This is a genomic window from Novosphingobium sp. BL-A-41-Hi4A-0G, assembly GCF_055521735.1.
In genome coordinates this window covers 2,926,432-2,952,603 of record NZ_CM145501.1, presented here as the reverse complement: position 1 = coordinate 2,952,603, position 26,172 = coordinate 2,926,432, and the positions used below count along the sequence as shown (strand labels likewise).

Below are 26,172 nucleotides of genomic sequence, written 5' to 3'. Positions count from 1 at the left end.
CGCTCAGTAGATCATCTCGAAGGGGCCGCCGGGCACTTCCGCGCCCTCCCAAGCCTCGGGGGCTGACCGGTTGAGGGCGAGCCATGCGTCCGTGCTGAAGCCCGTGCGCGACGGGCAGGAAAGGCTGGCAATCGTGGCGGGTTCGGCGTCTCCCTGAAGCACTTCGATGCCGGAAGACCTGCGACCGGGGTTTTCGTTCAGCGAACCGGTTTCATCGACATGGACGACGTAATGCGTCTTGCCGTTGGTGATGCGGATGTAGTCCTGGTTCAGGCCGCCCTGACTGCGATTGCCGCCGGTGTGGATGTTGCTCCAGTCCGGCGTGCTGCTGACTTCGATCTCTGGCTTGCCCGGCCTGCCGTAGCGATAGCGGAGCGCGTTGCGGCCAAGGCAGACGCTGCCGAGTTTTGCCCCGAACCGGCAGGAGTAAACCACCCGTTCGGCGCCAGCGCAGAGACTGGCGGGCGGTGCGAGGCCAGGGCGTGCAGGCTCCGCCACCGACCCGTGGGTTGCGAGCAGCACGGCAAGTGCGGCGGCAAAGCGCAAGGCTGCCGCCGCCTTGTGCATCAGCCCAGCTTTTCCATCACTTCGTCGGGGATCTCGTAGTTGCCCCAGACGGTCTGCACGTCGTCGTCATCGTCAAGCACGTCGATCAGCTTGAGCAGCGTGGCGGCGTCGTCTGCCGAGACTTCGGTCTTCAGGTTCGGGCGCCAGGCGAGCTTGACGCCTTCGGCTTCGCCGAGGGTCTTTTCGAGTTCGCGGGCGACTTCGTGGAGGTTCTCGATCGCGACCCAAATCTGGTGGCTGCCGGGGTTCTCGTCCCCGTCGCCAGCATCGGATTCGACGTCGTCTGCTCCGGCTTCGATGGCGGCTTCGAGGACCTTTTCCTCGTCACCGACCTTGCCGGGGTATTCGATCAGGCCGAGGCGTTCGAAGCCGTGGCTCACCGCGCCAGAGGCGCCGAGGTTGCCGCCGTTCTTGGCAAAGGCAGTGCGCACGTTGGTCGCGGTGCGGTTGCGGTTGTCGGTCAGCGCCTCGACGATGATCGCCACGCCGCCCGGGCCGTAGCCTTCGTAGCGCACTTCCTCGTAGTTATCGCCTTCGCCCTTCGACGCCTTGTCGATGGCGCGGGCGATGTTGTCCTTCGGCATCGACTGCGCCTTGGCCGCGTTGACAGCGGCGCGCAGGCGCGGGTTCATGTCCGGATCGGGCAGGCCCATCTTGGCAGCCACGGTGATTTCGCGGCTGAGCTTGGAAAACTGTGCAGAGCGCTTTTTGTCCTGCGCGCCCTTGCGGTGCATGATGTTCTTGAATTTGGAATGGCCTGCCATGGTCCGTCTTCTTGCGGGTCTGAGTCTGATGTGCCCCTAGCCGAGACAGGGCATTCCGGCAATCGGTGTGGCGCGGTCAGGATTTTGCGGGCATCAATGGCCCCATGATCCGTGACCTCCTTGCCGAACTCCTTGCCTTTCTACGCCGACCCGCACCGATGCAGGCATCGGGATTTCAAGCCGATGGCGCGATCTCTCGCTGGCTGGTGCTGACGGTATTCCAGATACTGTTGCTCGGCTTCGTCGTCATGCCGATCATGCTCGCGTGGCAGAAAGCCTTCGCCCTGCCCTCGCCCGACGCCTTCGAAGGGCTGGGACCGCTGGCGCTATGGGGCGGGGCGGTCCTGCTCGGGCCGGTGCTGGAGGAGTTGTTCTTTCGCGGCTGGATGAGCGGGACACGGCGTGCACTCTGGCTCATGGCCGTGGTCGTGGCTGGGCTGGCCCTTTTTGTCGCACTGGGCCGGGGCAAGCCTCTGGTCGGCGGTGGCATCCTGCTGGCGACAGTCGTCGTGGCAGCGATCGTCTGGTGGCGATTGCGGAAGCGAACGGACGTACCGGCCGGGTTCGTGCGGGCGTTCCCGGCACTGTTCTATCTTACGACAGCCGTCTTCGCCGCGATGCACCTGTTCAACTATCCCTCGATCAGCCTGCTGGCGGTGCCGATGGTCCTGCCGCAGTTCTGGTCGGGCGTGATGTTCGGGCACATGCGCGTGCGGATCGGCCTTGCCGGATCGATCCTCAACCACATCGCCTCTAATGCGATCATGCTGACCGCGGCATTGCTCGGGGGCTGATACTTAGAGGAATGCGTGTCCGGGCGGGCTGGCACCGGTCATGGCGCGGCTGACCGAGCAGGCGATCAGCAATTGCATGGTCGTCACCGCAGCGGTGACGGTGAAGGAGGGTAGCAAGGGAACGAGCCCCATCGAGACGTCGGCCTTCGGTGTGATGGTCTGCAATACGGTGCCCAGCGCAATTATGATCAGCGCCGCCAAGACCACATACGTCGCCCGTAGCGCCTCGCTGATGCCGGTGATCCCGTCGCCATTAAGGCGGGCGAACATCAGGACGTAGGCCGGCATGATCACGGCATCTCCCGCGAATCCGACCATTTCGGGCCAGGGCGGCCCGATAGCCGCGCGACGCAACGTCGTGCCAAGGACAATGACGAAGGCAATCTCAGCGAAAATCCCGAGCAGCAATATCCCTCCGGCCGCGCCCCATTGCGGCTCTTGCCTGAGCCCGTCGCTGCCGGTCAGCGACGAGATCAGGACGATCGCGCCAGCAAGGAACACAAGGTGGACTGCCATCCCCGCCAGAAACGGGAACACCGCTTCAAACTGACCCCCGCCCAGACCCGGCATGAAGGCGAGGCTCGTGCGGACTCGCGCGATCATGCCGATGACCAGAAGGAACAGCGCGACCCAGACTGCTGGATGCCGCCACATTCCAAGGCCGCCGCGTAGCGCGCCGACCACGTTGCGCAAGAACATCGCTCAGAGCACCACGGCGGTTCCGCTGACGCTGACCATCAGCATCGAGCCGCGGGCACCGATGGTTTCATAGTCGAAGTCGACCCCGATCACGGCGTTTGCGCCGAGCGCATGTGCCTTGGCTTCGAGTTCCTGCAGCGCCTGTTCACGGCCGCGCGACAGGACTTCCTCGTACTTGCCGGAGCGGCCTCCGAAGATGTCGGTGATCGATGCGAATATGTCGCGTACGATGTTCGCGCCGAGGATGACTTCGCCGGTCACAACGCCGAGATAGCGCTGGACGGGCCGACCTTCGATCAGGCTGGTGGTGGATACGAGCATGCTGGCCTCCCTGTTGCATGAGCGAGGCTAGCAGCTTGTCGGCAGTCGTCCAGTTAACCTTCGGCCGCAGGCATCAGTCGATGCCGAGAGCGTTCTTGTAGGTTTCAAGCACGGCTTCCATCTCGCGACGGTCGTCGGGCTTCATCTTACGCAGGCGGACGATCTGGCGCATGATCTTGGCGTCGTAGCCGGTGGACTTGGCTTCGCTGTAGACGTCCTTGATGTCGTCGCCGATGCCCTTCTTTTCCTCTTCGAGGCGTTCGATGCGCTCGATCAGGAGGCGCAGGCGGTCATCGGCGGTTTCGGCCATCGGGAAAGTCTCCGGGTAGGATTGCGTGAATCGGTTGGCCGCGCTGATAGCGGCGGCGCGGGATTCGGGCAAAGACGGGGCTGTGGATAGTTGCGGTCAGTGACCGGGGGCGTTCTTCTTGACGCTCTCAGCCATGCGCGCGAGCTGCTCGGGCGTCGCTTCCGTCTGGTAGCGGGCCTTCCATTCGGCAGCTGGCAGGCCGTGGATCACTTCGCGTGCGGCGGCCTTGTCGCCTTCGAAGCCGCCTTCGATGATCCAGTCGGCAAGGCAGTTGCGGCAGAATCCCGAAAGCCCCATCAGGTCGATGTTCTGGGCATCGTGGCGATGCTGGAGGTGCTTCACGAGGCGGCGGAAGGCGGCAGCCGCTACGGAATCGGGCAGCGCATCGATTGCATTCGTATCCACTGTAAACATCCTTGGGTTTTGAAATGGCATGGGCCATAGCGCATCGCGCAAGTTTCATAAGGAGTACCTAAGCCGTGGCCAAGCTCGATCCTCGCGAACGCAAGGTAAAGATTCTCGCCACGGTCGGCCCCGCCAGCCGCGAGCCGGAAATGCTCGAAAAGCTCTTCCGCGCAGGCGCCGATGCCTTCCGCGTGAACATGAGCCATGGCGAGCATGCGATCCACGCCGAGACGATCGCGAACATTCGCGCGCTCGAAAAGAAGATGAACCGCCCGATCACGATCCTGTGCGACCTTCAGGGACCGAAGCTGCGTGTCGGCCAGTTCAAGGAAGGCCGCGCGGTGATCCACCACTCGGGCCACTTCACGCTCGACCGCAATCCCGAGCCGGGCGACGAAACCCGCGTCTGCCTGCCGCATCCCGAACTGTTCGGGGTGCTGCAGAAGGGCCAGCGCCTGCTGATCGACGACGGCAAGCTGCGCCTGCGCGTGATCCGGGCGGACATGAACGAGATCCTGTGCTCGGCTGAAGTCGGCGGTGTGATCTCGGATCGCAAGGGCGTGAACGTGCCCGATGCCGTGGTGCCGGTGCCGGCGCTGACCGAGAAGGACCGGCGCGACCTGTCGTTCGCGGTAGAGCAAGGCGCGGACTGGATCGCGCTGTCGTTCGTGCAGCGCCCCGAGGACGTGGCCGAGGCACGCCGCCTGATGGGCGGATATGGCTCGCTCATGGCCAAGATCGAAAAGCCTGCGGCGATCTCGCGGCTGGAAGAGATCATCGAGCTTTCGGACGGCATCATGGTCGCGCGCGGCGATCTGGGCGTCGAGCTGAACCCCGAGGAAGTGCCACCGCTGCAGAAGCGCATCGTCGAAAGCGCGCGTCGCCAGGGCAAGCCAGTCGTCGTTGCCACGCAGATGCTGGAATCGATGATCGAGGCGCCGACGCCGACGCGCGCCGAAGTGTCCGACGTCGCCAACGCGGTCTATGACGGCGCCGATGCGGTCATGCTTTCGGCCGAAACCGCTGCCGGTGCCTGGCCGGAAGAGGCGGTGACGATCATGCATCGCATCGCCGCGCAAGTCGAAGCCGATCCCGGATATGGCGCGCGCGTCCACTTCATCGAGACCCTGCCCGACCCGACGACCGCCGATGCTCTCGCACAAGCCGCTGCGAGCATCGCCAACACCCTGCCGATCGCCGGCATCATCGTATTCACCGGCTCGGGCTCCACCGCCCGCCGCGTGGCGCGCGAACGTCCCGGCGTGCCGATGCTGGTGCTCACCCCCTCGCAGAAGACTGCCCGCAAGGTCGGCCTGCTGTGGGGTGCCCATGCTGTCAGCACCAAGGACATCGGCAGTTTCGAGGAAATGATCGGCAAGGGCAAGCGCATGGCCCTGCGCCATGGCTTCGGCAAGGCAGGCTCGCGACTGGTCGCGCTGGCAGGTGTTCCGTTCGGAACGCCGGGGGCTACGAACCTGCTTCATGTCGTGACGTTGACCGGCAACGAGCTGGATCAACACAGCTGACATTTATGCAAATATGCCACATGACGTGTAAGATTTAATTGCTCACTTGAAAACAGGTTGAATGCTGGTGAGCAGCAGGCATTTACGGCTCCACAACATAATCGGGAGCTGTGAATGCCAATCACTTCAAAGAGGGCCGTCCGTGCAATCTCCGGCGGGCTCAGTGCGCTCGCGCTCGTCGCCTCGGGCGCGGGGGTTGCCCTTGCGCAGGAAGCTACGGAAGGGCAGGAGCAGTCGGCTATCGATGCGCTCAACGCAGACATCATCGTCACGGCCACCAAGAAGATGGACGTCGAGAACGTCCAGGCGGTGCCGATGGCGATCACGGCCTTCAATGCCCAGACCTTGCAGACGCTGCAGGTCCGCGACCTGCAAACCCTGACATTCAGTGCGCCCAACGTCTCGCTCGATCAGATCGGCACGTCGCGCGGTACGGCCAACTTCTCGATCCGCGGCCTCGGCGTGAACAGCTCGATCCCCTCGATCGATCCCACCGTCGGCGTCTTTGTCGATGGCGTCTACATCGGGGTGAACAGCGGTCTGGTGTTCGACGTGTTCGATCTCGGCTCGGTCGAAGTTGCCCGCGGGCCGCAGGGCATTCTCTATGGCCGCAACACCACGGGCGGCGCGGTGCTGGTCAATACGGGTGATCCGACCTCGGATTTCCGCGGCAATTTCCGGGTTTTCTACGAAGGACCGGTCGATTCCGGCAGGGGGTCGGGCAACTTTGCCGCGCAGGCAGTGGTTTCGGGTCCGCTGATCAAGGACAAGCTCAACTTCAAGATCGCCGGATACGTCAACAACGACCAAGGCTATTTCCGCAACCAGTTCGATGGCAGCAACTTCGGCAAGGCCAATACCGAGATCGTGCGCGGTGCGCTGGAATTCCTGCCGACCGAAGCCATCCGGATGGTCGCAAAGGTCGAATACTTCACCAGCGACGGCGATGGCCCTGCCGCGCAGAACCGTGCCCGGTTCAAGCGCGATACCTTCGACTTCTCGGTCGACAACCGCGGATTCTATCGCAATGAGGCATGGTTCGCCACGCACAAGACCGAGATCGACATCGGCGACGGCCAGCTGACCAACATCTTCGGCTTCCGCGATTTCAAGTCTTCCACAAGCGGAGACATCGACGCCTTGCCAGTGTTCCGTTTCCATTCGGAATCAGCCTTCAACCAGCGGCAGTATTCGAACGAGCTGCGCTACAACGTGCGCCTGGGTGATCTTGATCTGACCACGGGCGGCTTCTGGTTCCAGCAGAATCTCGGCTATGATGAAGTGCGCCGGTTCCCTTCCTTCATCAGCCCGCTGGGCCCGAGCATCGGTGGCGGCAGGCAGGACCACGACGTGCTCGGACTCTTCGCAGCCGGTGACTACGACGTGACCGAGAAACTGACTCTGACCGCCGGCCTGCGCTGGTCGCGCGAAACAAAGGATGTGGCAGTCACCTATATCCGCCCGCGGGCGAATTGTTCGGTCATTGCGGGCACCTGTGCCACGTCCGGGCGCAACACCGCGATTCCCGGCGCGCTGCCGGCCGAAAACAACGGCTTCACGGACAAGCGCACCTGGGAGAACTGGGGGCCGAAACTGGGCTTCCAGTACAAGTTCAACGGCGATGCGCAGGTCTATGGCAGCTGGTCGCGGGCGTTCCGTTCCGGCGGCTACAACTTCCGCATCACCAACGCGCGCGCGTTCGAACTGCTGGCCGGCGTGGGTGGACCCAACCCCAACTACGCCTTCGACGAGGAGCAGGTCGACAGCTACGAAATCGGCGTGAAGTACCGCACGCCCGACCGCAAGCTGACGGTCAACCTTGCCGCCTTCCGCACCGAGGTGGGCAACATGCAGCGCGAAGTGAACGAGGGTTCGGCAGCGGGCGTGGCGCAGTCGATCTTCAACACCGCCGATGCCCGGATCGACGGTATCGAGGGTGAGGGGCGTTTTGCCGTGAACAAGCATCTGCTGCTCACGGCCAACTTCGGCTACATCGACGGACGCTACACCAAGGTGCTTTTCGATCTTTCGAGCGACGGTGCCGTCAATGCCGCCGACCGTGCGCTGGCTCTGCCGCGCTTGCCGAAGTGGACCTATGGTGCGGGCGCGGTGCTCGATTTCCCCACCGGCGAGGATTCCAGCATTCTGGCGCGCGCCAACTGGCAGTTCCGCGATCGCTTTGCCTATACCGACAACAACTTCGGCTGGATCGCGTCTGCCAACAACCTCGACGCCTCGATCAGCTACAATACCGGCGGGCTCACTTTCACGCTCTATGGCCGCAACCTGCTCGATCAGGTGCAGCATGGTGGTGATACGCAGATCGGTAGTGGCGCTGCGCAGATCCCGGTGTTCGGCGGACCTCTGTCGACCGGAGTGAACCGCCCGTTCGCCGAGAATCCCGCCGTCGGCACGTTCTCGCCACTCACGCGCGGCCGCGTCCTCGGTGTGGAACTGAACGCCAACTTCTGATGAGGAGGACGCTGCGCGGTTCAGGAATTGCGCAGCGTCGCTGTCAGTCGCGCATCAGTTCTGCTTGGTCTTGATCGCGGCCAGCCTCGGAGCCTCGCGTCCGGCGCGCTTCTCGGCGGCGACAATGCAGTTCTTGCCCGCTTTCTTGGCGGCATAGAGTGCAGCGTCGGCAATCGGCACGATGTCGGTTGCCGACGTTGCCGTTTCGGGGATGGTGGCCACGCCGAGCGATGCCGAAATCGCACATTCGTGGCTGGCGCTCAGGGATTCGATGCGCTGGCGCAAGATCTCTGCCTTCTCCAGCACGTCCTCCAGCGAGCAGTCCGGCAGGATCGCGACCAGTTCTTCCCCGCCATAGCGGCAGACGACGTCGGTCGGGCGCAGGCAGCCGACAATCTGGGCGGCGACGTCACGCAGCACCGCATCGCCCTTGGCATGGCCGTGCTCGTCGTTGAGCTTCTTGAAGTTGTCGAGGTCCAGCATGATCACGGCCGTGCTCGCCCCTGAGCGCGACCCAAGCGAGACGAAGCGTTCGAGTGCATCCTCCATGTAGCGCCGGTTGTAGAGCCCGGTCAACGGATCGCGCAGCGACTGCGTGCGCAGCTTCTCGCGCAGGGCAATGTTCGAAAGGGCGAGCGACATGGAGTCGGCCAGCGCTCGGCCGAGACGGCTCACATTATGGACCTTGGACTCCGCGTCGGCCTCCTTCTCTGCCTCGTCCCTTGCGAGGATCAACAGACCGTGAAGTTGTCCGCATGCCATCATTGGAATTTCCACCGTCGCCACTGTGCCTGCATGATGGGCACAGCACAGTCCGTTGATGGAAGGCACGTTCACGTGGGTCTTGCCGCGTTTGAGAGCCCAGCAGTTCGCAGGCGAAAGTGCGGGCAGCGGATCATAGCCCTCAGGCAGGTCCCATGATCGGGTCAGATCGAGCCGATCGCGCGAGTTGTTGAAAACGTAGAGCGCAACGCCGTGCTCGGGCAGCAAGCGCTTTGCAGTGGCCATGAGCACCGCACCAGCATCGTCGTAGGTTTCCGCTGCCTGCAGCATGTCTGTCATGCTGAAGAGCTCGTCGGTCTGCCAGCGTGCCCGTACAGTGCTTTCGTGGTCTGCCGCCTTCTGACGAAACTCGCGCAGGGCGACGCTACGAAGGCCCAATTGCGTCAGTGCTGCAGCACAAAGTACTGCCAGCAAGACATTGAGCATGGGATCGCCAAAGTCATTGTCGATCAGATTGTGAACGGCGGCCAGCGCGATTCCGATGAGGTGCAGAAGCACGAGAACGAGATAGATCACGCGCCTTGGTACTATCGAGTATTCCTGGGCGCTGTCATCTGCAAATCTGGAAGCCTGGTCCACGCGCTGCTCCGCCTGCAATCGACGCAGGTTACGCAAGACGTTCTGCAGCCTGGTAAAGTCCCAACCCGACGCATTGCGCAAGGATGCGGTGATCCTTCGCTAACCATAAGGTGCCAGCGGCGCCCACGTTGACCTGCCGACGTGCTGCGCCGTCAGCGGGCGCCGAACAATGCCGATCCGACCCGGACATGGGTCGCGCCAAGCTGCACCGCAGTCTCGAAATCGTCGCTCATGCCCATTGACAGGGCGGCAAGGCCGTTGTCGTCCGCCAGCTTGTCGAGCAGCGCGAAGAATGGTGCGGCCTCGATCCCGGCGGGTGGCACGCACATCAGTCCGATGACGTCGAGGCCGGCTTCGCGCGCCTGCGCCAGCAAGGCGGGAAGGTCTGCCACGGCGCAGCCACCCTTCTGCTCCTCGTTGCCGATGTTGACCTGTACGAAGCAGGGCACCTTGCGTCCCAGCTTGTCCTGCGCCTTGCCCAATGCTGTGACGAGGCTGGGGCGATCAACCGAGTGGATGCAGTCAAACAGTGCGATGGCGTCCTCGGCCTTGTTCGACTGCAGCTGGCCGACGAGGTGCAATTCGACATCGGGATACGCGGCGCGGATTGCGGGCCACTTGTCCTGCACCTCCTGCACCCGATTCTCGCCGAACACACGCTGCCCTTGCGCAATCAGAGCGAGGATTGCCTCGGCGGGCTTGGTCTTGGATACGGCGACCAGCGTCACGTCCTCGGCATTGCGTCCGGCAATGCGGGCGGCCTTGGCGATGCTGGCGCGGACCTGTTCGAGCGGTGATGAGGGTACTGCCTGTTCCATGGCGCGGTGCTATAGCGCGGCGATGGGAAAGCGCCAGACCATCGCAAGGGCCCAGACCACCGCAAGGGATTTGCCGCGACGCGTATTGCTAAGCGATGCGCGCAATGACGCAGGCCTTGAGCGCGCCCTGTCGCGGATGGGGGGCGGCGATGCGCTGGCGTTCCGGCATTATCATCTTGCCGGCCCGGCTCGGCGCGCTCGGTTCGTGACTTTGCGAATGCTGGCACAAAGGCGCGGGGTCGCCGTGATCGGTGCACGGGTGCCGCGAAGCTGGGGCCTTGACGGCGTCTATGGATCACCCCGCGCGGTCGCAGGGCAGAGCGGCTTGCGGCTGGCCACCGCGCATTCGCTGGCCGAGATCGGAGCGGCGGTCAGGGCAGGGGCGCATGCGATCCTGCTTTCGCCAGTGTTCCCGACGCGATCGCACCCCGGAGCGCCGGTGCTGGGCGCGGTCAAATTTCTGCTGTTGGCCCGACGCTCACCGCTTCCGGTGATCGCGCTGGGCGGGATGACAGCGGCGCGGGCCGCGCGATTGCCGGTGCACGGTTGGGCTGCGATCGATGGGCTTGCCGTAACGCCTTGATTGGTCGCAATTCCTGTCGGGATTCTTGACGGTGAGTCCCGTTCGGGCGCATGATGTGTTCGGCAAGGGCAGGGATTAGGCAAAGACATGGCAAGCCGGGCAGCAAACACCGCGAAAGGGCGGACCGCCAGCGTGCGGGACGCTGGATCGCGCGCGCCCGGAAAGCGCAGCTCCGGCCTGCGCGGGGCAGACTGGCGTGCGGTCCTGCGCCGTTCGCTGCGCCGCAGTCTCGAACTGCTCGGCGGCGGAATCATGGCCGCCGCGCTGCTGTTCCTCGCGCTCGCGCTTGTCAGCTATACCCAGACCGATCCTTCCGGCAGCACCGCTTCGGGCAGCCCGGTGGAGAACTGGATGGGGCTGGCCGGAGCATGGGCCTCTGACAAGGTGCTGATGCTGTTCGGTTTGCCCGGTGCCTTGCTGCTCCCGCTGATGTGGGTGTTCGCGCGGCGCATGTGGGAAGCCGAGAGCGACCTGATCGACATCGACGAGGAAGACGAGGACGGCGAGGCGGTGCCCGCACCGCGCTGGTGGCGTCCAGCGCTTGTCCTGCTGCTGGCCATGGCGCTGATCGGCACGGCACTTGCGCTCTGGGCTTCGAGTACGGCAAGCCGCCTGCCGGCAGGCCCGGGGGGCCTTTCAGGGCTTCTTGGTGCCGCAGCGATCAACGCGCTTGCAAGGCTCGTTCCGCAAATTGCCCCGCAGTGGATCAGCGTGCCGCTCGGCCTCGTTGCACTGGTCGGAGGGCTGGCCCTTGCGGCAAGGGTCTTTGCTTTCGACTGGGCGCAGATGCTCACGCTGCCGCCGTTCCTCCGCCGCGCGCCGCAGGACATTGACGGCGACGAGGATGCCGAGGACGAAACGCCTGCTCCCTCGCCCCGCAAGGACCGCCGCGACAAGGAAGCGCGCGCCGCTGCCGACAGCATCGACCTCGAGGACGTGCTGGCGCAGCGCAAGCCTACCGAGATCAGCGATCCCACGCGTACGCCGACGGTTGCCGCAGCTCCGCCCAAGGCACGACAGGGCGATCTGTTCGACAACAAGTACGAATTGCCCTCGATCGACCTGCTGGTCGAAGCGCCGGCAGGCTCGGTGCAGAAGATCGACAAGCTGGCGCTCGAACGCAACGCGCGCCTGCTCGAAAACGTGCTCGACGATTTCAACGTGAAGGGCGAGATCACTGCCGTGCGCACGGGTCCGGTGGTCACGATGTACGAACTGGAACCGGCGCCAGGCATCAAGGCCAGCCGCGTGATCGGCCTTGCCGACGACATCGCCCGCAACATGAGCGCGATTTCGGCGCGCGTCTCGGCCATTCCCGGCCGCACCGTCATGGGCATCGAATTGCCCAACGCGATCCGCGACATGGTTGGCTTCCGCGAGCTTGTTGCCTGCGAAAAGTTCGTCAGTTCCAAGGCGCTGCTGCCGATCATTCTGGGCAAGGATATCTCGGGCGAGCCTATCGTGGCTGACCTTGCCACGATGCCGCACCTGCTGGTTGCGGGCACCACCGGCTCGGGCAAGTCGGTCGGGCTCAACTGCATCCTGCTCTCGCTGCTCTACCGCCTGACGCCCGCGCAGTGCCGCATGATCCTCGTCGATCCCAAGGTGCTCGAACTCAAGTCCTACGACGACATCCCGCACCTGCTCTCGCCGGTGGTGACCGAGCCGTCGAAGGCGGTGCGTGCGCTCAAGTGGGCGGTCGAGGAAATGGAGCGGCGCTATCGCCAGATGTCCTCGATCGGCGTGCGCAACATCTCGGGCTTCAACGAGAAAGTCCGCGCGGCGCAAGCCAAGGGCAAGCCGCTCGGCCGCCGCATCCAGGTCGGCTTTGATCCCGATACGGGCGAGGAACTGTTCGAGGAACAGCAGCTCGATTACGAAGTGCTGCCGCAGATCGTGGTCATCGTCGATGAGCTGGCCGACCTCATGGTCACCGTCGGCAAGGAGATCGAAGTCCTGATCCAGCGCCTTTCGCAGAAGAGCCGCGCGGCAGGCATCCACCTGATCATGGCCACGCAGCGCCCGTCGGTCGACGTCATCACCGGCGTGATCAAGGCCAACCTGCCGACGCGCATCTCGTTTGCCGTGACCAGCCGCATCGACAGCCGCACGATCCTTGGCGAACAGGGCGCAGAGCAGCTGCTGGGCAAGGGCGACATGCTCTACAAGCCGAACACCGACCCGATAAAGCGCGTCCACGGCCCATTCGTTTCGGACGAGGAAGTCGAGAAGGTCGCCGATCACTGGCGCGGGCAGGGCAGCCCGGACTACGTCGATTCGGTCACCGAAGAGCCCGAGGATGGCGGTTTCGGCTTCGACGATATCGACAGTGCCTCGGACAACCCGGAAGACCGCAAGTACCGCCAGGTGTGCCAGCTGGTGTTCGAAAGCCAGAAGGCTTCGGCCAGCTGGATCCAGCGCCAGATGGGCGTCGGCTACAATACCGCATCGAAGTGGATCGAGCGGATGGAAGCCGATGGTCTGGTAGGGCCGGCCAACCATGTCGGCCGTCGGGAGATCTATCGCGACAAGGACGGTAACGTCTTGTGATTGTTCACGCGGACCTTACCCGGGTGAACAATTCGCAATTCCATTCTCAGGGAAACTTCAGGCTGTTTGTTGCTGGCAATTAACGGGCTCCTAAGCTTGCTCGTCTAGCTTGTGCAGCATGACTGGTGGGATCGGACGTTGGCTGTGCCTCTTCGTCCTGCTGTTTGCTGGCGCATTGCCAGTGACGGCAGGGGCGCAGAACGTTCGTCCCGAGCGCATGTGCCACGCCGATGCAGCGGTGGGCGAAAGGTGGGCCGACGTCGATGCCCGGCCTGAACGCTGGCGCTGCGACAACGGTGGCTGGAGCCTCTCGACCGACGCCGTGCTCGTCCGTTTCGAACTGGGGCAGGCCGAAGGTCGTGTCCTGCCGCAAAGCGTCGTCACGCATACGGGCAATTTCGAACGCATCGACGTGGGGGTGATCGAAGCCAACGGGAAGGCCCGATGGTTTTCGTCGTGGCCAGCGGACGTCCACCACCTGGCGACAGGTCCCTACATGGTTGTGCCTGTGCCGGGCGTAACGTCCGATACCCGCGCGGTCGCAGTGCGCGTAGTCCGTCCTTGGAGCAAGACCACGCTCAGCGAGATGCGGCTCGATCCGTTTCCCGAAGGCAGCGGCTGGCCCTTGCAAAGGATCGTGGCGATGGCGGCGATCTGCGGGATGCTGCTCGTGCCACTCCTGATAAACACCGCCTTCTATTCGGTCCTGCCTGAACGCTACGTCATCTGGCATCTCGTGATGGTGGCATCGATGCTGGTGCAGGCGGCTTTTGCCACCGGCTTCTTCCATGTCATGTTCGGCTTTCATGCCCTGTGGGAATGGCAGGCCTCCAACATAGCCTTCTCGACAATGGCCGGAGCGGCCCCGATGTTTGCGGCAACGTTCATCGAGGCCGATGCGCTGTCACACCGCCTGCGCCGTCTGGCCACGCGGACCGGGCCGGCAGTCTGGGCTGTCGGCATCGTGTGTTCGATTCCGGCAGAAGCCGTGCGGTCGTGGTCTGCCCCTGCGATGCACATCTCGATCGGGGCAGTGATCATCGTGCTGGCGACGATGCTCTGGGATGCAAGGCGTCGCGGCAGCAGGTTCGTGGGGCTTCAGATCGTGGCATGGACGCCGATCATGGCCATCGGCTCGTGGCGGATCATCGCCTACCTCGTGCCCGGTCTGCATCCGACCGAAGCCATCGAGCTGTACCAGCTGGCACTGGCGCTCGAAGTGCTGGTGACCGCGCTCGGCATCGTCAATCGCTTCGTTGCGGTGCGCCAGGAGCGCGACCGCGCCACCGCGCGCGCGCTCGAACTCGAAGGCGTGGCCGACCGCGATCCGCTGACCGGCCTGCGCAACCGGCGGACGATCGAAAAGCGCTTTGAGAACCTGTTCGAACGCGGATTCCGCACCATGGCGGTGATAGATCTCGATCATTTCAAGGTGGTCAACGATACCCACGGCCATTCCACCGGCGACATTGTCCTGCGTGCAGCCGCCGGGGCCCTGACCGACGATCGCGACACCAAGGCCATCCGCATGGGAGGCGAGGAGTTCCTGCTCCTGCTGCGCGGGGTCGATGCCGCGGCCCGCGCAGAGCGTTGCCGCAGGGCGATCACCACCCGCATCACCGCCGAAGTCCCGGGCCTCGAACACATTGTCACGGCGAGCATGGGGCTGGTCGAGCACGATACCCGCGGAAACCTGCAGATCGACTTCGCCTCGCTCTACGCCCGCTGCGACCAGTTGCTTTACGAAGCCAAGCGCCTCGGCCGGAACCGGACGATGCGCGAGAAAGTGACAGGCTTTGAACCTGCCGGACGCGAAATCGCCTAAGGCAGGAACGGCGCGGCCACGTCCTTGGGAACGCGCAGGATGCGGCCCGAGGCACGGTCGATGATCGCCCAGGTGGTCTTGGCGCTGACGATGACCTTGCCCGCAGCGTTGCGGAAGTCCACCCGCCGGTCGAATCGCGCGCCGGTGGGTGGTTCCGGAATGAAAGTCTCGGCAGTCACGCTCTCTCCAGACACGATGTTGCCGCGATAGTCGATCTCATGCCGCGTCACGACCCAGACGTATGCGTCCTGGTGTTCTGGCGAGGCCACTGCAGACCAGTGCGCGGTGGCAATGTCCTGAATCCAGTTCACCCACACCGCATTGTTGACGTGGCCCAACTCGTCGATGTGCTCGGGGCCTGCTGTGAAGGTCAGGGTGTGGCGGTTGCTCAAGCGTCCACCCCCAGTTGCCACAGGATGAACGCGAACTCCTCCGCCGTTTCCTTCAAGCTCTCGAACCTGCCCGACTTGCCGCCGTGGCCTGCGCCCATGTTGGTCTTGAGGATCAGCTCGTTGCCGTCGGTCTTCACCTCGCGCAGACGAGCCACCCACTTGGCAGGTTCCCAGTAGGTCACGCGCGGATCGTTCAGCCCTGCGGTCACCATCAGCGGCGGGTAGGCTTGGGGACTAACCTGATCATAGGGCGAATAGGACCGGATCAGCTCGAACGCCGCCTTGTCCTCGATAGGATTGCCCCATTCGGGCCACTCGCCGGGAGTGAGCGGCAGTTCCTCGTCGAGCATGGTGTTGAGCACGTCGACGAACGGCACATGCGCCACGACCGCGCCCCAAAGCTCAGGGTTGGAATTGATCACCGCGCCCATCAGTTCGCCACCGGCCGAACCGCCCGAGATGCTGATCTTGCCCGGAGCCGTGAATCCGCGCTCGATCAGGCCCTTGGCGACATCCACGAAGTCGTTGAAGGTGTTGGTCCGCGCCTCGAGCTTGCCCGCCTTGTACCAGGCGCGGCCAAGGTCGTCGCCGCCGCGGATATGCGCGATGGCATAGGCAAAGCCGCGATCGACAAGGCTGAGCCGCGTTGTCGAGAAGCCGGGTCCGATGGCGATGCCATAGGCGCCGTAGCCATAAAGATGCAGCGGTCCGCCGGGTGCGCGATCCTTCCTCCAGACCACGCTGACCGGCACCATCGTGCCATCGCGCGCGGCGATTTCAAGACGCGCGGTTTCATAGAGCGAAGCGTCATAACCGCTCGGGATTTCCTGCACCTTGAGCAGCTTGAGGCTGCGCGTGGCAACGTCGTAATCATATGACGAAGCAGGGCTGACCATCGACTCATAGCCCACCCGCAGCACGCTCATGTCCCATTCGGGATTGTCGCCAAGCGAAGCTTCGTAGCTCTCTTCGGGAAACTCGATCGGCTCTACGCGCGAAGGATCGTCGTAATAGCGCACCTCGATCCGGTCCAACCCGCGCACCCGGCCTTCGGTCACGTAGAAATTGCGGAACAGGTCGAAGCCGGTGAGGTAGAAGTCGTCGGTGCCTTCGATCAACGTGGTCCAATCGCCGGGGCTGGACAATGGCGCCGTTGCTAGGCGGAAATTCTCGTGGGTGTCGTTGGCGTGGATGTAGAGCACGCCGTCACGCTCATCGACGTCGTACTCAACGCCCTTCTGGCGCGGCTTGACCAGCAGCGGTTCTGCCAGCGGATCATCGGTTGGCACCAGCCGCACTTCGCCAGTCTCATGGTCGCCGGTCGAGATGATCAGCCACTTCTCGTTGGCCGAAAGCGACGCGCCGACGCGGAAGCCTTCGTCATCCTCGTGGTAGAGTTCGACGTCGTTCTCCAGCGGCTGGCCGATCCAGTGCAGCCGCGCGTTGTCGGTCCGCCAGTTTTCGTTGGCGAGGCTGTAGACGAGGCCGGTATCGTCCTTCACCCAGATCAGGCCGGACAGCGTGCCCGGAATCTCGTCGGGCAGGACTTCGCCGGTGGCAATCACCTTGATCCGCGCGGTGAAGCGCTCCGAGCCATTGTCGTCCACCGACCACGCCAGCTTGGTGCCGTCCTTCGATACGGCAATCGCGCCCAACCGGAAGTATTCCTTGCCCTCGGCCAGCGCGACTTCGTCAAGGATCAGCTCGTCCGCGCTGCCATCGTCGGGCGCGCCGACCGGGCGGCGCCACCACTTCTTGTATTCGGCGCCTTCCTCGAACTCGATCCAGTAGAGGAAATCGCCATCCTTCTGCGGGACCGACTTGTCAGCCTCCTTGATGCGGCCGCGCATTTCCTTGAACAGCGCATTGATCACCGGCTGGCGCTCGGCCATGCGGCTCTCGAACCAGGCGTTTTCCGCCTCGAGATGGGCAAGGACCTCCTTGTCCTTCACCTCCGGATAGCCCGGATCGCGCAGCCATGCGTAATCGTCGGTGACGGTCAGGCCATGGTGCGAAAAGCTGTGCGGCTTCTTGGCGGCGACAGGAGGTGTGGCAATGCTCATCCCCCGCATCTATGTTGTGCGCATGATGCCCGCAAGGCGGGCCGCCTTCATTCAGGACTTATCCCATGCTGATGCAGACACATGAAGCCCGTCTTGACGCCTTGCGCAAGCAGCTGGCCAAGGACGGCCTCGACGGCTTCGTCATCCCCATTTCCGACGAGCACATGAGCGAATATGTCGGCGCCTATGCCCAGCGGCTGGAATGGCTCACCGGCTTTGGCGGTTCGGCAGGCACGGCAGTTGTGCTGGCCAATGAAGCCGCGATCTTCGTCGACGGGCGCTATACCCTGCAGGTGCGCGATCAGGTGGACGGCAAGCTGTGGTCGTACCAGTCTGTGCCGCAGACCAGCGTGGCCGAATGGCTTGGCAGCCACGCCCCGCAAGGCGCGCGGATCGGCTACGATGCCTGGCTCCATGCAAAGGGCTGGGCACAAGGCGTGGCAAAGGCGCTGGAAGCCCGTGGCGCAACGCTGGTGGCCGTGGCCAGCAATCCGGTTGACGCGGTATGGCAGGACCAGCCCGCGCCTTCACTCGCCGTGGCTGTCCCTCACGCGACCGAACACGCAGGCAAGTCCGCGACCGAGAAGCGTGCGGAAGTTGCCGAATGGCTCACCTCGCAAGGGCTGGACGCCGCCGTCATCACCGCGCTCGATTCCGTCGCATGGCTGCTCAATATCCGCGGCGCCGACGTGGACCGCACGCCGGTTGCGTTGTCGTTCGTGATCGCAAATGCCGATGGCACGGCAGACCTGTTCATCGCACCCGAGAAGGTGACGCCAGACCTTACCGCACATCTCGGCAACGCCGTGCGCGTCCAGCCGCGCGAGGCTTTCGTGCCCGCGCTTCAGGCGCTCAGAGGCAAGAAGGTTGCCGCAGATCCCGAACGCGCCGTTGCCGCAATATTTCAGGCGCTCGAAGGCGCAGGCGCGCAAGTCGTTGAAGTCATCGACCCGGTCGTCCTGCCCAAGGCGATCAAGAACGCCGCCGAGCAAGCCGGTCATCGCGCCGCGCAGGCGCGCGATGGTGCCGCCATCGCCCGCTTCCTGCGCTGGGTCGAGGTCGAAGCACCCAAGGGCAGCGTCACCGAACTGTCTGCCGCTGATCGCCTTCAGGCCTTCCGCGCCGAGGGCGGGCTGCTCAAGGATCTGTCGTTCGACACGATCTCGGGCGCGGGGCCGAACGGGGCTGTCGTGCACTACCGCGTCAGCGAGGAAACCAGCCGCACGCTCGAACCCAACAGCGTCTATCTGGTCGATTCGGGCGGGCAGTACGTCGATGGCACCACCGACATCACCCGCACGGTCTGGGTCGGCCCCGATGCCCCCCATGCAGAGGTCAAGGACCGCTTCACCCGCGTGCTCAAGGGCCACATCGCCTTGGCGCGCGCCGTGTTCCCCAAGGGCACCGCAGGCAGCCAGCTCGATAGTTTCGCCCGCCAGTTCCTGTGGGCGGCGGGCCTCGACTACGCGCACGGCACCGGCCACGGCGTCGGCAGCTTCCTTGCCGTCCACGAAGGCCCGCAGCGTATCGCCAAGGCCAGTGGCGGGCAGGCGGGCACCGGCCAGCCGCTCATGCCGGGGATGATCCTCTCGAACGAGCCGGGCTATTACAAGACCGGCGAATACGGCATCCGCATCGAAAACCTCGTGCTGGTGGAACAGCGCGACATCGCCGGGGCTGAAGGCGAATTCTACGGCTTTGAAACGCTCACATTCGCCCCCATCGCGCGCGATCTCATCGACGTGGCGCTGCTCTCGGGCGAGGAGCGCGCTTGGCTCGATGCCTATCACGCAAAGGTCCGCGAAGTCCTCGCGCCGCAACTGTCCGGCGACGATCTGGCATGGCTTGAGGCTGCCTGCTCGCCCTTGTGAGAGAGTCTATGTTCACGTATTGTTCTCTACATCGAATCGCAGACAAGGAGCAGTGCCATGATCGGATACGTCACCGTCGGAACCAACGATCTCGCCCGCGCGGCCAAGTTCTATGACGCCATCGCTGCGGAAATGGGCGTCGGTCGGATGATGGAGTTCGAGACCGGCATCGCATGGGGCGCTCCGGGCGGCGGGGCCGGCATCGGCGCGATGGCTCCGTTCGATGGTCAGCCCGCAACCGTCGGCAATGGCGTGATGGTCGCGCTCGAGGCGAAGGACAATGAGCAGGTGGACCGGCTCCACGCGATCGCGCTTGCTAACGGCGGCAGCGATGAAGGCGCGCCGGGCCTGCGCGGTGGCGGATTCTACGCCGCCTATTTCCGCGATCCCGATGGCAACAAGCTCAACGCTTTCGTGATGGGCTGATGGCGCGGGTTTGCGTCGGGATGAACGCAGGCCGCCTCACGCGACAAATTGCGACAATAAACCTGCCTGCGCGGCATAGTCCCGCGACAAGGTGCGCCTAGATAGGTGTCATAGGAACTGCGGTCGCCGGTGTTCAGTCCCCCCTGGGCAAGGTCTTCCCTCCCCCTCTCCTTGCCGAAGTGCCGGTGGCCGCAGTCTCCTCCCTCTCTCCTGCTTACGGAGCACCACGATGAAGAAATTCCAGATTGCAGCGCTCGCCGCTGTGACGGCAACGGCCTCGCTGGCGCTCTATGCCGCAACGCCCGCCTTCGCACAGAAGATGGACGCCGATGGCGACAAGACCATTACCTGGACCGAAGCCAAGGCCAAGTCCGACCAGATGTGGGCCAAGCTCGATGTCAACAAGGACGGCAAGCTCGATCAGGCTGATCGCAGCGCCAAGTGGGCAGAGAAGTTCGCCGAGATCGACACCGACAAGAACGGCTCGATCAGCCGCGACGAATTCATCGCGCATCACCAGCAGATGAAAGGTCATGAAGGCCCCGACGGTGACCGCAAGGGTCGACACGGCGGCCGCGGCCACGGCGGAATGATGGGCGGCCACATGGCGATGATGGCCGATGCCAACAAGGATGGCACCGTCACCCGCGCCGAGTTCGACGCTGGCGTGAAGGCGCACTTCGACATGGCCGACGCCAACAAGGACGGCAAGATCACGCCTGAAGAGCGTCGCGCTGCAATGAAAGCGATGATGGGCAAGATGAAGGGCCCGCACACAGGGCATGGCGCGATGGGTGATGGACCTCCGCCGCCCCCTCCGGCAAACTGATCCACGATGAACGAAGCGCCGATCCGACTGCTCCTGGTCGATGACGAACCTGCGCTGCGCGAACCCCTGGCGGACTACCTCGTCCGGCAGGGGTTTGTCGTGACCCAGGCCGCCACCGCTGCCGAAGCCCGCAGCCGCCTGTTGGAGGCAGGCTGCGACCTCGTCCTGCTCGACATCATGATGCCGGGCGAGGACGGCTTGTCGCTCTGCCGCCATCTGGTCGAGGCCAAGCGCCTGCCGGTCATCTTCATCACCGCCAAGGGCGAATCGACCGATCGAATCGTCGGGTTGGAAATCGGTGCCGACGACTACGTGGTAAAGCCCTTCGACCCGCGCGAACTGGTCGCTCGCATCCGCTCGGTCCTGCGCCGCGCCACCAAGCAGTCGAGCGAAGTGTCCGACGCGGTGATCTACGAGTTCGAAGGCTGGCGCCTCGATCCATTGAAGCGCCGCCTGATCGACCGCGAAGGCGCCAACGTGGCCATTTCGTCGGCCGAATTCCGCCTGCTCCTGGCCTTCCTCGACCATCCCCGGCAGGTGCTCGATCGTGATCGCCTGCTCGACATGGTGCAGGGCCGCGAGGCGCACCTGTTCGATCGCGCGGTCGACAACCAGATCTCGCGCCTGCGCCGCAAGGTCGAGGTCGACAGCCGCAATCCGCAGCTGATCCAGACGGTGTGGGGCGGGGGCTACATGCTCGCCGCCGAAGTGCGCAAGCGTGCGCCCATGCCTGAAGAAGCATGACCCCAAAGTGAGAACGCTCCGCCTCTGGCCGCGCAGCCTTCAGGGTCAGGTCCTCCTCGCCATCGCGCTGGCGCTGCTGGTTGCGCAGACGATCTCGGCTGTGCTGATCTGGAAGGAGCAGAGCCATCGGCGCGAATCCGGCATGGTCAGCTCGGCTGCTTTCCGCCTGCTGGGCCCGATGTCTGAAACCAGGCGCAGGCATCGCGACGATGAAGATCGCGTGCCCCCGCCGTTCCGGCTCGAACGTACCCAGACTCTGCCCCAACGCACAGGCGAAGCCCGTCTGCCGCGCGTTGAACGTGAACTGGCCGAAGTCCTGGCCGCGCAAGGCTTCGATGCAGCCGAAGTGGTCGTCTTCGAGCGCAATCCGCTCACTGACCGGCCCAGCCTGCAATTCATGCAGCGACACCGCCGCGAACTGGCCGCCATCTCCCGAGAGCCGATGCCACGCCTGGTCATTGCCTCGGTGCGCCAGTCATCCGGGCAATGGCTCTCGACCCGCGTCTTTTCCGAAGGCGGCGAGTTGCGCGTGCTGGCCCCGTTGGTCGGCCAGACCATTGTGCTCTATTTCGTGCTGGTCGGCGCGATGGCGCTGATCCTGCGCCGCATGGCGCGGCCGCTCAAGGCGCTCACCCGCCGCGTGGAGGATTTTGCCGGCAACCGCGCGCTCGATGGCCAGCTTCAGCCAGACGGGCCCGAAGACATCCAGGGTCTGATCGTCGCGCACAATGCGATGGAAGCGCGCATTGCCGCGATGCTCGATGAAAAGGACGTGATGCTCGGCGCGATCGGGCATGACCTGAAAACGCCGCTCGCCGCCCTGCGCGTCCGCATTGAGGCGGTCGAGGACGATGTCGAGCGTGGTCGCATGGCCGCAACGATCGAGGACATCAACCGCTCGCTCGACGACATCCTCTCGCTCGCCCGCGTCGGTCGCCCGTCGGACCCTGTGGAGCCAACCGAACTTTCCGCACTCGTCGCCGACGTCATCGGGGAGTTCGAGGACATGGGCGAGCCCGTGGAACTGGGCGATACCGACCGCGTCGTCCTGCCGGTTCGCGCCACGTGGATGCGCCGCGCCTTGCGCAACCTTGTCTCCAACGCCTTGCGCTATGGCGAACGGGCACGCGTCACACTTGCCAAGGAAGGTCGCACCGCCGTTCTGCGCATCGAAGACGATGGCCCCGGCATTCCCGAGCACGAGATCGCCCGTATGATGGAGCCGTTCACCCGGCTCGATGCCTCGCGCAACAGCGGCACCGGCGGGACCGGACTCGGTCTCACGCTCGCCCGAGCCATTGCCGACCAGCACGGCGGCACGCTGACGCTGGCCAACCGGCGCGGTGGCGATGGCCAGATCACCGGCCTTGAGGCCACCTTGCGGCTCCCGCTCGGTTAAGCGAGCACTCATTCCAAGGGCATTAGTCAACCGACATTGGTCGGCGAGGCAATGCCGTTCGTCGAAAGGAGTCGCGCGAGCGACGACCGGTTGCTAGTGCAACCAATCTTCATTGCGCCGGGGAGTCACAGTCGGCATGCGTACCATTTCATTTGTTTCGGCACTTGCGCTTTCGATTGCCATTGCCGCCCCGTCAGCCATTGCCCAGCAGGCGCCGCTCAATCCTTCCGCTGCCGCTGGCGTCCACACCGATCTGCCCCGCGTCGCGCATCCCTCGCACTACACCATCGCGATCACGCCCGATGCCAAGGCGCTGACCTTCACCGGCACCTCGTCGGTCGATCTTGAAGTCACCGAAGCGGCCCCGGCCCTTACGCTCCACGCGCTAGACCTCAAGATTGCCACCGCCACGCTCACGCCCGAAGGCGGCACCGCGATGCCAGTCACCGTGACGATGGACGAGAAGAGCCAGACAGCGACCTTCACCGCCGCCGCTCCGCTCAAGCCCGGCAAGTACCGCCTCGACACCAGCTATTCCGGGATCATCAACACGCAGGCCAACGGCCTCTTCGCGCTCGATTACCCTGACAAGGTCACCGGCAAAGACGTGCGCGGCCTGTTCACGCAGTTCGAAGCGCCCGATGCCCGCCGTTTCGCCCCGATGTTCGACGAGCCGATCTACAAGGCGACCTTCGATCTTTCCGCCGTCGTCCCCGCCTCGCAAATGGCGATCAGCAACATGCCGGTGGCCAAGGAAGAACCGTTGGCCGGTGGCATGAAGCGCGTGACATTCGGCACCAGCCCGAAGATGTCGTCCTATCTCCTGTTCTTCAGCCTCGGAGATTGGGAGCGCATGAGCAAGGAGGCGATGCCCGGCGTCCAGGCCGGTATCGTCGCGCCCAAGGGGAGCAGCGAGCAGGCCCGCTTCGCGCTCGACGAGCTGGCCCCGCTGATCCCCTACTACTCCGATTACTTCGGCCAGCCCTATCCGCTGCCCAAGCTCGACAACGTTGCCGCTCCCGGCCAGTCGCAGTTCTTCTCGGCGATGGAAAACTGGGGCGCGATCCTCACGTTCGAGCGCATCCTGCTCAACGATCCGGCCATCACCAGCGCTGCAGCCCGCCAGAACATCGTCACCACGCAGGCCCACGAAGTGGCGCACCAGTGGTTCGGCAACCTCGTGACGATGGCTTGGTGGGAAGACCTCTGGCTGAACGAAGGCTTTGCCAGCTGGATGGAAACCAAGGCCACCGCACACTTCCACCCCGACTGGTTCCCGCTGCTCGAGCGCGTCAACGGGCGCGATGCGGCGATGGGGCTTGATGGCTTCAAGACCACGCACCCGATCGTGCAGGAGATCAAGACCGTCGACGAGACCAACCAGGCCTTTGACGCGATCACCTACCAGAAGGGCGAAGCGGTTATCTCGATGCTCGAATCCTTCGCAGGCGAGACGGTGTGGCGTGATGGTTTGCGCGCCTACATGCGCGATCACAAGTTCGGCAACACCCGCTCGAAGGACCTGTGGCAGGCGATCGAAAAGGCTGGCGCGCCCGGCCTCACCGCCATCGCCACCGATTTCACCACCAAGCCCGGCATTCCGCTGGTCAAGGTTTCGGGCATGACCTGCAAGAAGGGCGTCGCCACGCTGAACCTCGAACAGAGCGAGTTCAGCGTCGACCGTCAGGCAGAAGTCGCCGCCAAGCCACAGCAGTGGAAGGTGCCGCTGATCGTCTCGGCAGGTTCAGGTGAGCCGGTGCGCACGATCCTCGATGGCGGGAAGGCCACTGTCACCGTGAACGGCTGCGGTCCGATCGTGATCAATGCCGGTCAGCTCGGCTACTACCGCTCGCTCTACACCCCGCAGATGCTCAGCTCGCTGAAGAAGGCCATGCCGAGCCTGCAGCCGGTCGACCAGATGGGCCTGATTGCCGACAACCTCGCGCTCTCGGCCAGCGGCTACCAGCCCTATGGTCCGGCGTTCGATCTGCTGGCGGCGATCCCCGGCAATGCCAACCCGGTCGTGCTCGGCAATGCGTTCGGCGATTTCGTCGGCGCGTGGCGCGTGCTCGACAAGGACCCGGCAGCGCAGAAGAAGCTCTACGGCAAGGTTGCCGGCACCTACAAGCCGCGCCTCATGGCGCTGGGCTTCGAGCCTAAGGCCGGTGAGCCGCTGCGCGATGCCGACCTGCGCTCGACGCTGATCGCGGGCTTCGGCACGATGGGCGATGCCGACGTCGTGGCCGAAGCGCGCCGCCGCTTCGCCATGCTCGCCAGCAACCCCAAGGCCTTGGACGGCCCGCTCAAGACGACCTGGCTCAACATCGTCGCCCGCAACGCCACCAAGGCGGACTGGGACGCGATCAAGGCCATGGCTGCGGCCAGCAACAGCGCGGTGGAACGCCAGTTCCTCTACACCCTGCTGGGCCGCCCCGCCGACGCCTCGCTCGCCAAGGCGGCGCGTGAGCTTGCACTGACCGATGCGCCGGGCAAGACTACCAGCGCGGCAATGATCGTCGCCTCGGCAGGCCTGCATTCTGACGAAACCTACGACTTTGCGCTGGCCAACCGCGCCAAGATCGAATCGCTGGTCGATGCGCAGAGCCGCGTGACCTTCATTGCCGGCCTTGGCGGGCAATCGAACGATCCGGCGATGATCGAGAAGCTCAAGGCGTTCAAGGCAACGGTCCCCGCCGAAGCCGCCCGCCCGGTGGACCGCGTGATCGGAATGCTGACCGAAAAGGCCCGCACCCGCCCGCAGTTCATCAAGGGCCTGACCGACTGGCAGAACGCGAAGGGGAAATAAGGGTCTACCCCTCGTCATTGCGAGGAGGCGAAGCCGACGAAGCAATCCAGAGTCGCTTGAACCGCACTGGATTGCTTCTCCGCCTTCGGCGGCTCGCAATGACGAATGGGAGGCAGTGCGGGCAACTTCCAAACAATCTAACAGTCGCCCCGTGCTCGAAAGAGGGCTTGGCTTCTCCTCGCAACCAAGCGCCGATGAAGAACCGCCAAGTCTCGGATCAAATCCGGGACGACGGGTTTTGGGTCCTCAATGCTGGGAGCATGTTGACTGCTTTGGGGTGGGGAGCGGACTTCACGGTTCTCGCGGAGGTCGATCAAATAGCTTGTTCAGTAAGTGATGCCAGAGACGGACAAAGACCGCGACACCTAGAATTATCGGTGCGGCAATCAGATTTCGTCTTTCCCAACCCCAGCCTAGGTCAAAAATCCAGTCAATCAGTGTCGCAAGCCACGCAGTGCTCACAAAGCCAACAATAAGCCTGAAAGTAAAGCTGGCATCACGATTAAACCATCTAGCGAAGCGTGAATGGATCATATTGTAGGGAATGACGCAATTGTGCCATGTCCGCAATGGCGTCGTGTCCGGAGAGTCTGCTTTCATCGCAAAGTGGCGGATAGCTTCCAACTCGGCCAACACGGAATTGTCC

The 26,172-nt window shown here is 64.1% G+C and carries 23 protein-coding genes; 12 read left to right on the top strand and 11 right to left on the bottom strand.

Features of this window, described 5'->3' with window-relative positions:
• Positions 1-3: 3 nt before the first annotated feature.
• Complete coding sequence (locus ACZ1JX_RS14265) at positions 4-567, bottom strand: hypothetical protein (RefSeq protein WP_465124179.1); 564 nt, start codon at positions 565-567, stop codon at positions 4-6.
• Positions 567-1,331 carry a YebC/PmpR family DNA-binding transcriptional regulator gene (locus ACZ1JX_RS14260; RefSeq protein WP_465124178.1) on the bottom strand — a complete coding sequence of 255 codons (765 nt, stop codon included), beginning with the start codon at positions 1,329-1,331 and terminating at the stop codon, positions 567-569. Before ACZ1JX_RS14260 ends, ACZ1JX_RS14265 begins: the two co-directional genes overlap by 1 nt.
• A 104-nt stretch (positions 1,332-1,435) precedes the next feature.
• Between ACZ1JX_RS14260 and ACZ1JX_RS14255 the strand changes: the two genes are divergently transcribed.
• Positions 1,436-2,125 (top strand): CPBP family glutamic-type intramembrane protease, encoded by a 690-nt coding sequence (locus ACZ1JX_RS14255; RefSeq protein WP_465124177.1) that lies wholly within the window; start codon positions 1,436-1,438, stop codon positions 2,123-2,125.
• 3 nt (positions 2,126-2,128) lie between these two features.
• On the opposite strand, the gene ACZ1JX_RS14250 is transcribed toward ACZ1JX_RS14255, so the two are convergent.
• From ACZ1JX_RS14250 to ACZ1JX_RS14235, 4 genes are all read right to left on the bottom strand, one after another.
• Positions 2,129-2,824, bottom strand: coding sequence for a hypothetical protein (locus tag ACZ1JX_RS14250; RefSeq protein ID WP_465124176.1), 696 nt, complete (start codon positions 2,822-2,824; stop codon positions 2,129-2,131).
• 3 nt (positions 2,825-2,827) lie between these two features.
• On the bottom strand, positions 2,828-3,145 hold the full coding sequence (locus ACZ1JX_RS14245) for a YbjQ family protein (protein WP_465124175.1): 318 nt from the start codon (positions 3,143-3,145) through the stop codon (positions 2,828-2,830).
• A 73-nt stretch (positions 3,146-3,218) separates the two neighbouring features.
• Entirely contained in the window at positions 3,219-3,455 is a 237-nt protein-coding gene (locus ACZ1JX_RS14240; protein ID WP_298282411.1) for a DUF2312 domain-containing protein, read from the bottom strand.
• Between the two features lie 96 nt (positions 3,456-3,551).
• The gene (locus tag ACZ1JX_RS14235; RefSeq protein ID WP_465124174.1) at positions 3,552-3,869 is read right to left on the bottom strand and encodes a DUF1244 domain-containing protein; all 318 of its coding nucleotides are present in this window, start codon (positions 3,867-3,869) and stop codon (positions 3,552-3,554) included.
• 65 nt (positions 3,870-3,934) lie between these two features.
• Between ACZ1JX_RS14235 and pyk the strand changes: the two genes are divergently transcribed.
• On the top strand, positions 3,935-5,386 hold the full coding sequence (pyk, locus tag ACZ1JX_RS14230) for a pyruvate kinase (RefSeq protein ID WP_465124173.1): 1,452 nt from the start codon (positions 3,935-3,937) through the stop codon (positions 5,384-5,386).
• 114 nt (positions 5,387-5,500) lie between these two features.
• Entirely contained in the window at positions 5,501-7,858 is a 2,358-nt protein-coding gene (locus tag ACZ1JX_RS14225; RefSeq protein WP_465124172.1) for a TonB-dependent receptor, read from the top strand.
• A 54-nt stretch (positions 7,859-7,912) separates the two neighbouring features.
• Here ACZ1JX_RS14225 and ACZ1JX_RS14220 read toward each other — a convergent pair whose 3' ends face one another.
• Together ACZ1JX_RS14220 and ACZ1JX_RS14215 are read right to left on the bottom strand one after the other, a co-directional pair.
• Complete coding sequence (locus tag ACZ1JX_RS14220) at positions 7,913-9,157, bottom strand: GGDEF domain-containing protein (protein WP_465124171.1); 1,245 nt, start codon at positions 9,155-9,157, stop codon at positions 7,913-7,915.
• 215 nt (positions 9,158-9,372) lie between these two features.
• Positions 9,373-10,038 carry a YggS family pyridoxal phosphate-dependent enzyme gene (locus ACZ1JX_RS14215; RefSeq protein WP_465124170.1) on the bottom strand — a complete coding sequence of 222 codons (666 nt, stop codon included), beginning with the start codon at positions 10,036-10,038 and terminating at the stop codon, positions 9,373-9,375.
• A 22-nt stretch (positions 10,039-10,060) separates the two neighbouring features.
• Here ACZ1JX_RS14215 and ACZ1JX_RS14210 point away from each other — a divergent pair, with 22 nt between their 5' ends.
• The 3 genes from ACZ1JX_RS14210 to ACZ1JX_RS14200 all read left to right on the top strand — a co-directional run bounded on the left by ACZ1JX_RS14210 (position 10,061) and on the right by ACZ1JX_RS14200 (position 14,996).
• Positions 10,061-10,621 (top strand): thiamine phosphate synthase, encoded by a 561-nt coding sequence (locus ACZ1JX_RS14210; RefSeq protein WP_465124169.1) that lies wholly within the window; start codon positions 10,061-10,063, stop codon positions 10,619-10,621.
• A gap of 87 nt (positions 10,622-10,708) precedes the next feature.
• Entirely contained in the window at positions 10,709-13,171 is a 2,463-nt protein-coding gene (locus tag ACZ1JX_RS14205) for a DNA translocase FtsK (RefSeq protein WP_465124168.1), read from the top strand.
• A gap of 118 nt (positions 13,172-13,289) precedes the next feature.
• On the top strand, positions 13,290-14,996 hold the full coding sequence (locus ACZ1JX_RS14200; RefSeq protein ID WP_465124167.1) for a sensor domain-containing diguanylate cyclase: 1,707 nt from the start codon (positions 13,290-13,292) through the stop codon (positions 14,994-14,996).
• Here ACZ1JX_RS14200 and ACZ1JX_RS14195 read toward each other — a convergent pair.
• Complete coding sequence (locus ACZ1JX_RS14195; RefSeq protein WP_465124166.1) at positions 14,993-15,388, bottom strand: acyl-CoA thioesterase; 396 nt, start codon at positions 15,386-15,388, stop codon at positions 14,993-14,995. The genes ACZ1JX_RS14200 and ACZ1JX_RS14195 overlap by 4 nt on opposite strands.
• Entirely contained in the window at positions 15,385-17,460 is a 2,076-nt protein-coding gene (locus ACZ1JX_RS14190) for a S9 family peptidase (RefSeq protein ID WP_465124165.1), read from the bottom strand. Before ACZ1JX_RS14190 ends, ACZ1JX_RS14195 begins: the two co-directional genes overlap by 4 nt.
• Before the next feature lie 56 nt (positions 17,461-17,516).
• On the opposite strand from ACZ1JX_RS14190, the gene ACZ1JX_RS14185 reads away from it, so the two are divergent.
• The 6 genes from ACZ1JX_RS14185 to ACZ1JX_RS14160 all read left to right on the top strand — a co-directional run bounded on the left by ACZ1JX_RS14185 (position 17,517) and on the right by ACZ1JX_RS14160 (position 25,526).
• Positions 17,517-19,322, top strand: coding sequence for an aminopeptidase P family protein (locus ACZ1JX_RS14185; RefSeq protein WP_465124164.1), 1,806 nt, complete (start codon positions 17,517-17,519; stop codon positions 19,320-19,322).
• Positions 19,323-19,379: 57 nt separating this feature from the next.
• A complete protein-coding gene (locus tag ACZ1JX_RS14180) occupies positions 19,380-19,748 on the top strand; it encodes a VOC family protein (RefSeq protein WP_465124163.1) in 369 nt (122 codons plus the stop codon).
• A gap of 229 nt (positions 19,749-19,977) precedes the next feature.
• Positions 19,978-20,577: an EF-hand domain-containing protein gene (locus tag ACZ1JX_RS14175; protein ID WP_465124162.1), complete on the top strand. Its 600-nt coding sequence runs from the start codon at positions 19,978-19,980 to the stop codon at positions 20,575-20,577.
• 6 nt (positions 20,578-20,583) lie between these two features.
• On the top strand, positions 20,584-21,321 hold the full coding sequence (locus tag ACZ1JX_RS14170) for a response regulator (protein WP_465124161.1): 738 nt from the start codon (positions 20,584-20,586) through the stop codon (positions 21,319-21,321).
• Positions 21,322-21,328: 7 nt separating this feature from the next.
• Positions 21,329-22,720 carry a sensor histidine kinase gene (locus tag ACZ1JX_RS14165; RefSeq protein WP_465124160.1) on the top strand — a complete coding sequence of 464 codons (1,392 nt, stop codon included), beginning with the start codon at positions 21,329-21,331 and terminating at the stop codon, positions 22,718-22,720.
• 136 nt (positions 22,721-22,856) lie between these two features.
• Positions 22,857-25,526, top strand: a complete 2,670-nt coding sequence (locus ACZ1JX_RS14160; protein WP_465124159.1) for a M1 family metallopeptidase — start codon at positions 22,857-22,859, stop codon at positions 25,524-25,526.
• A 291-nt stretch (positions 25,527-25,817) separates the two neighbouring features.
• On the opposite strand, the gene ACZ1JX_RS14155 is transcribed toward ACZ1JX_RS14160, so the two are convergent.
• On the bottom strand, positions 25,818-26,159 hold the full coding sequence (locus tag ACZ1JX_RS14155; RefSeq protein ID WP_465124158.1) for a hypothetical protein: 342 nt from the start codon (positions 26,157-26,159) through the stop codon (positions 25,818-25,820).
• Between the last annotated feature and the right edge of the window lie 13 nt (positions 26,160-26,172).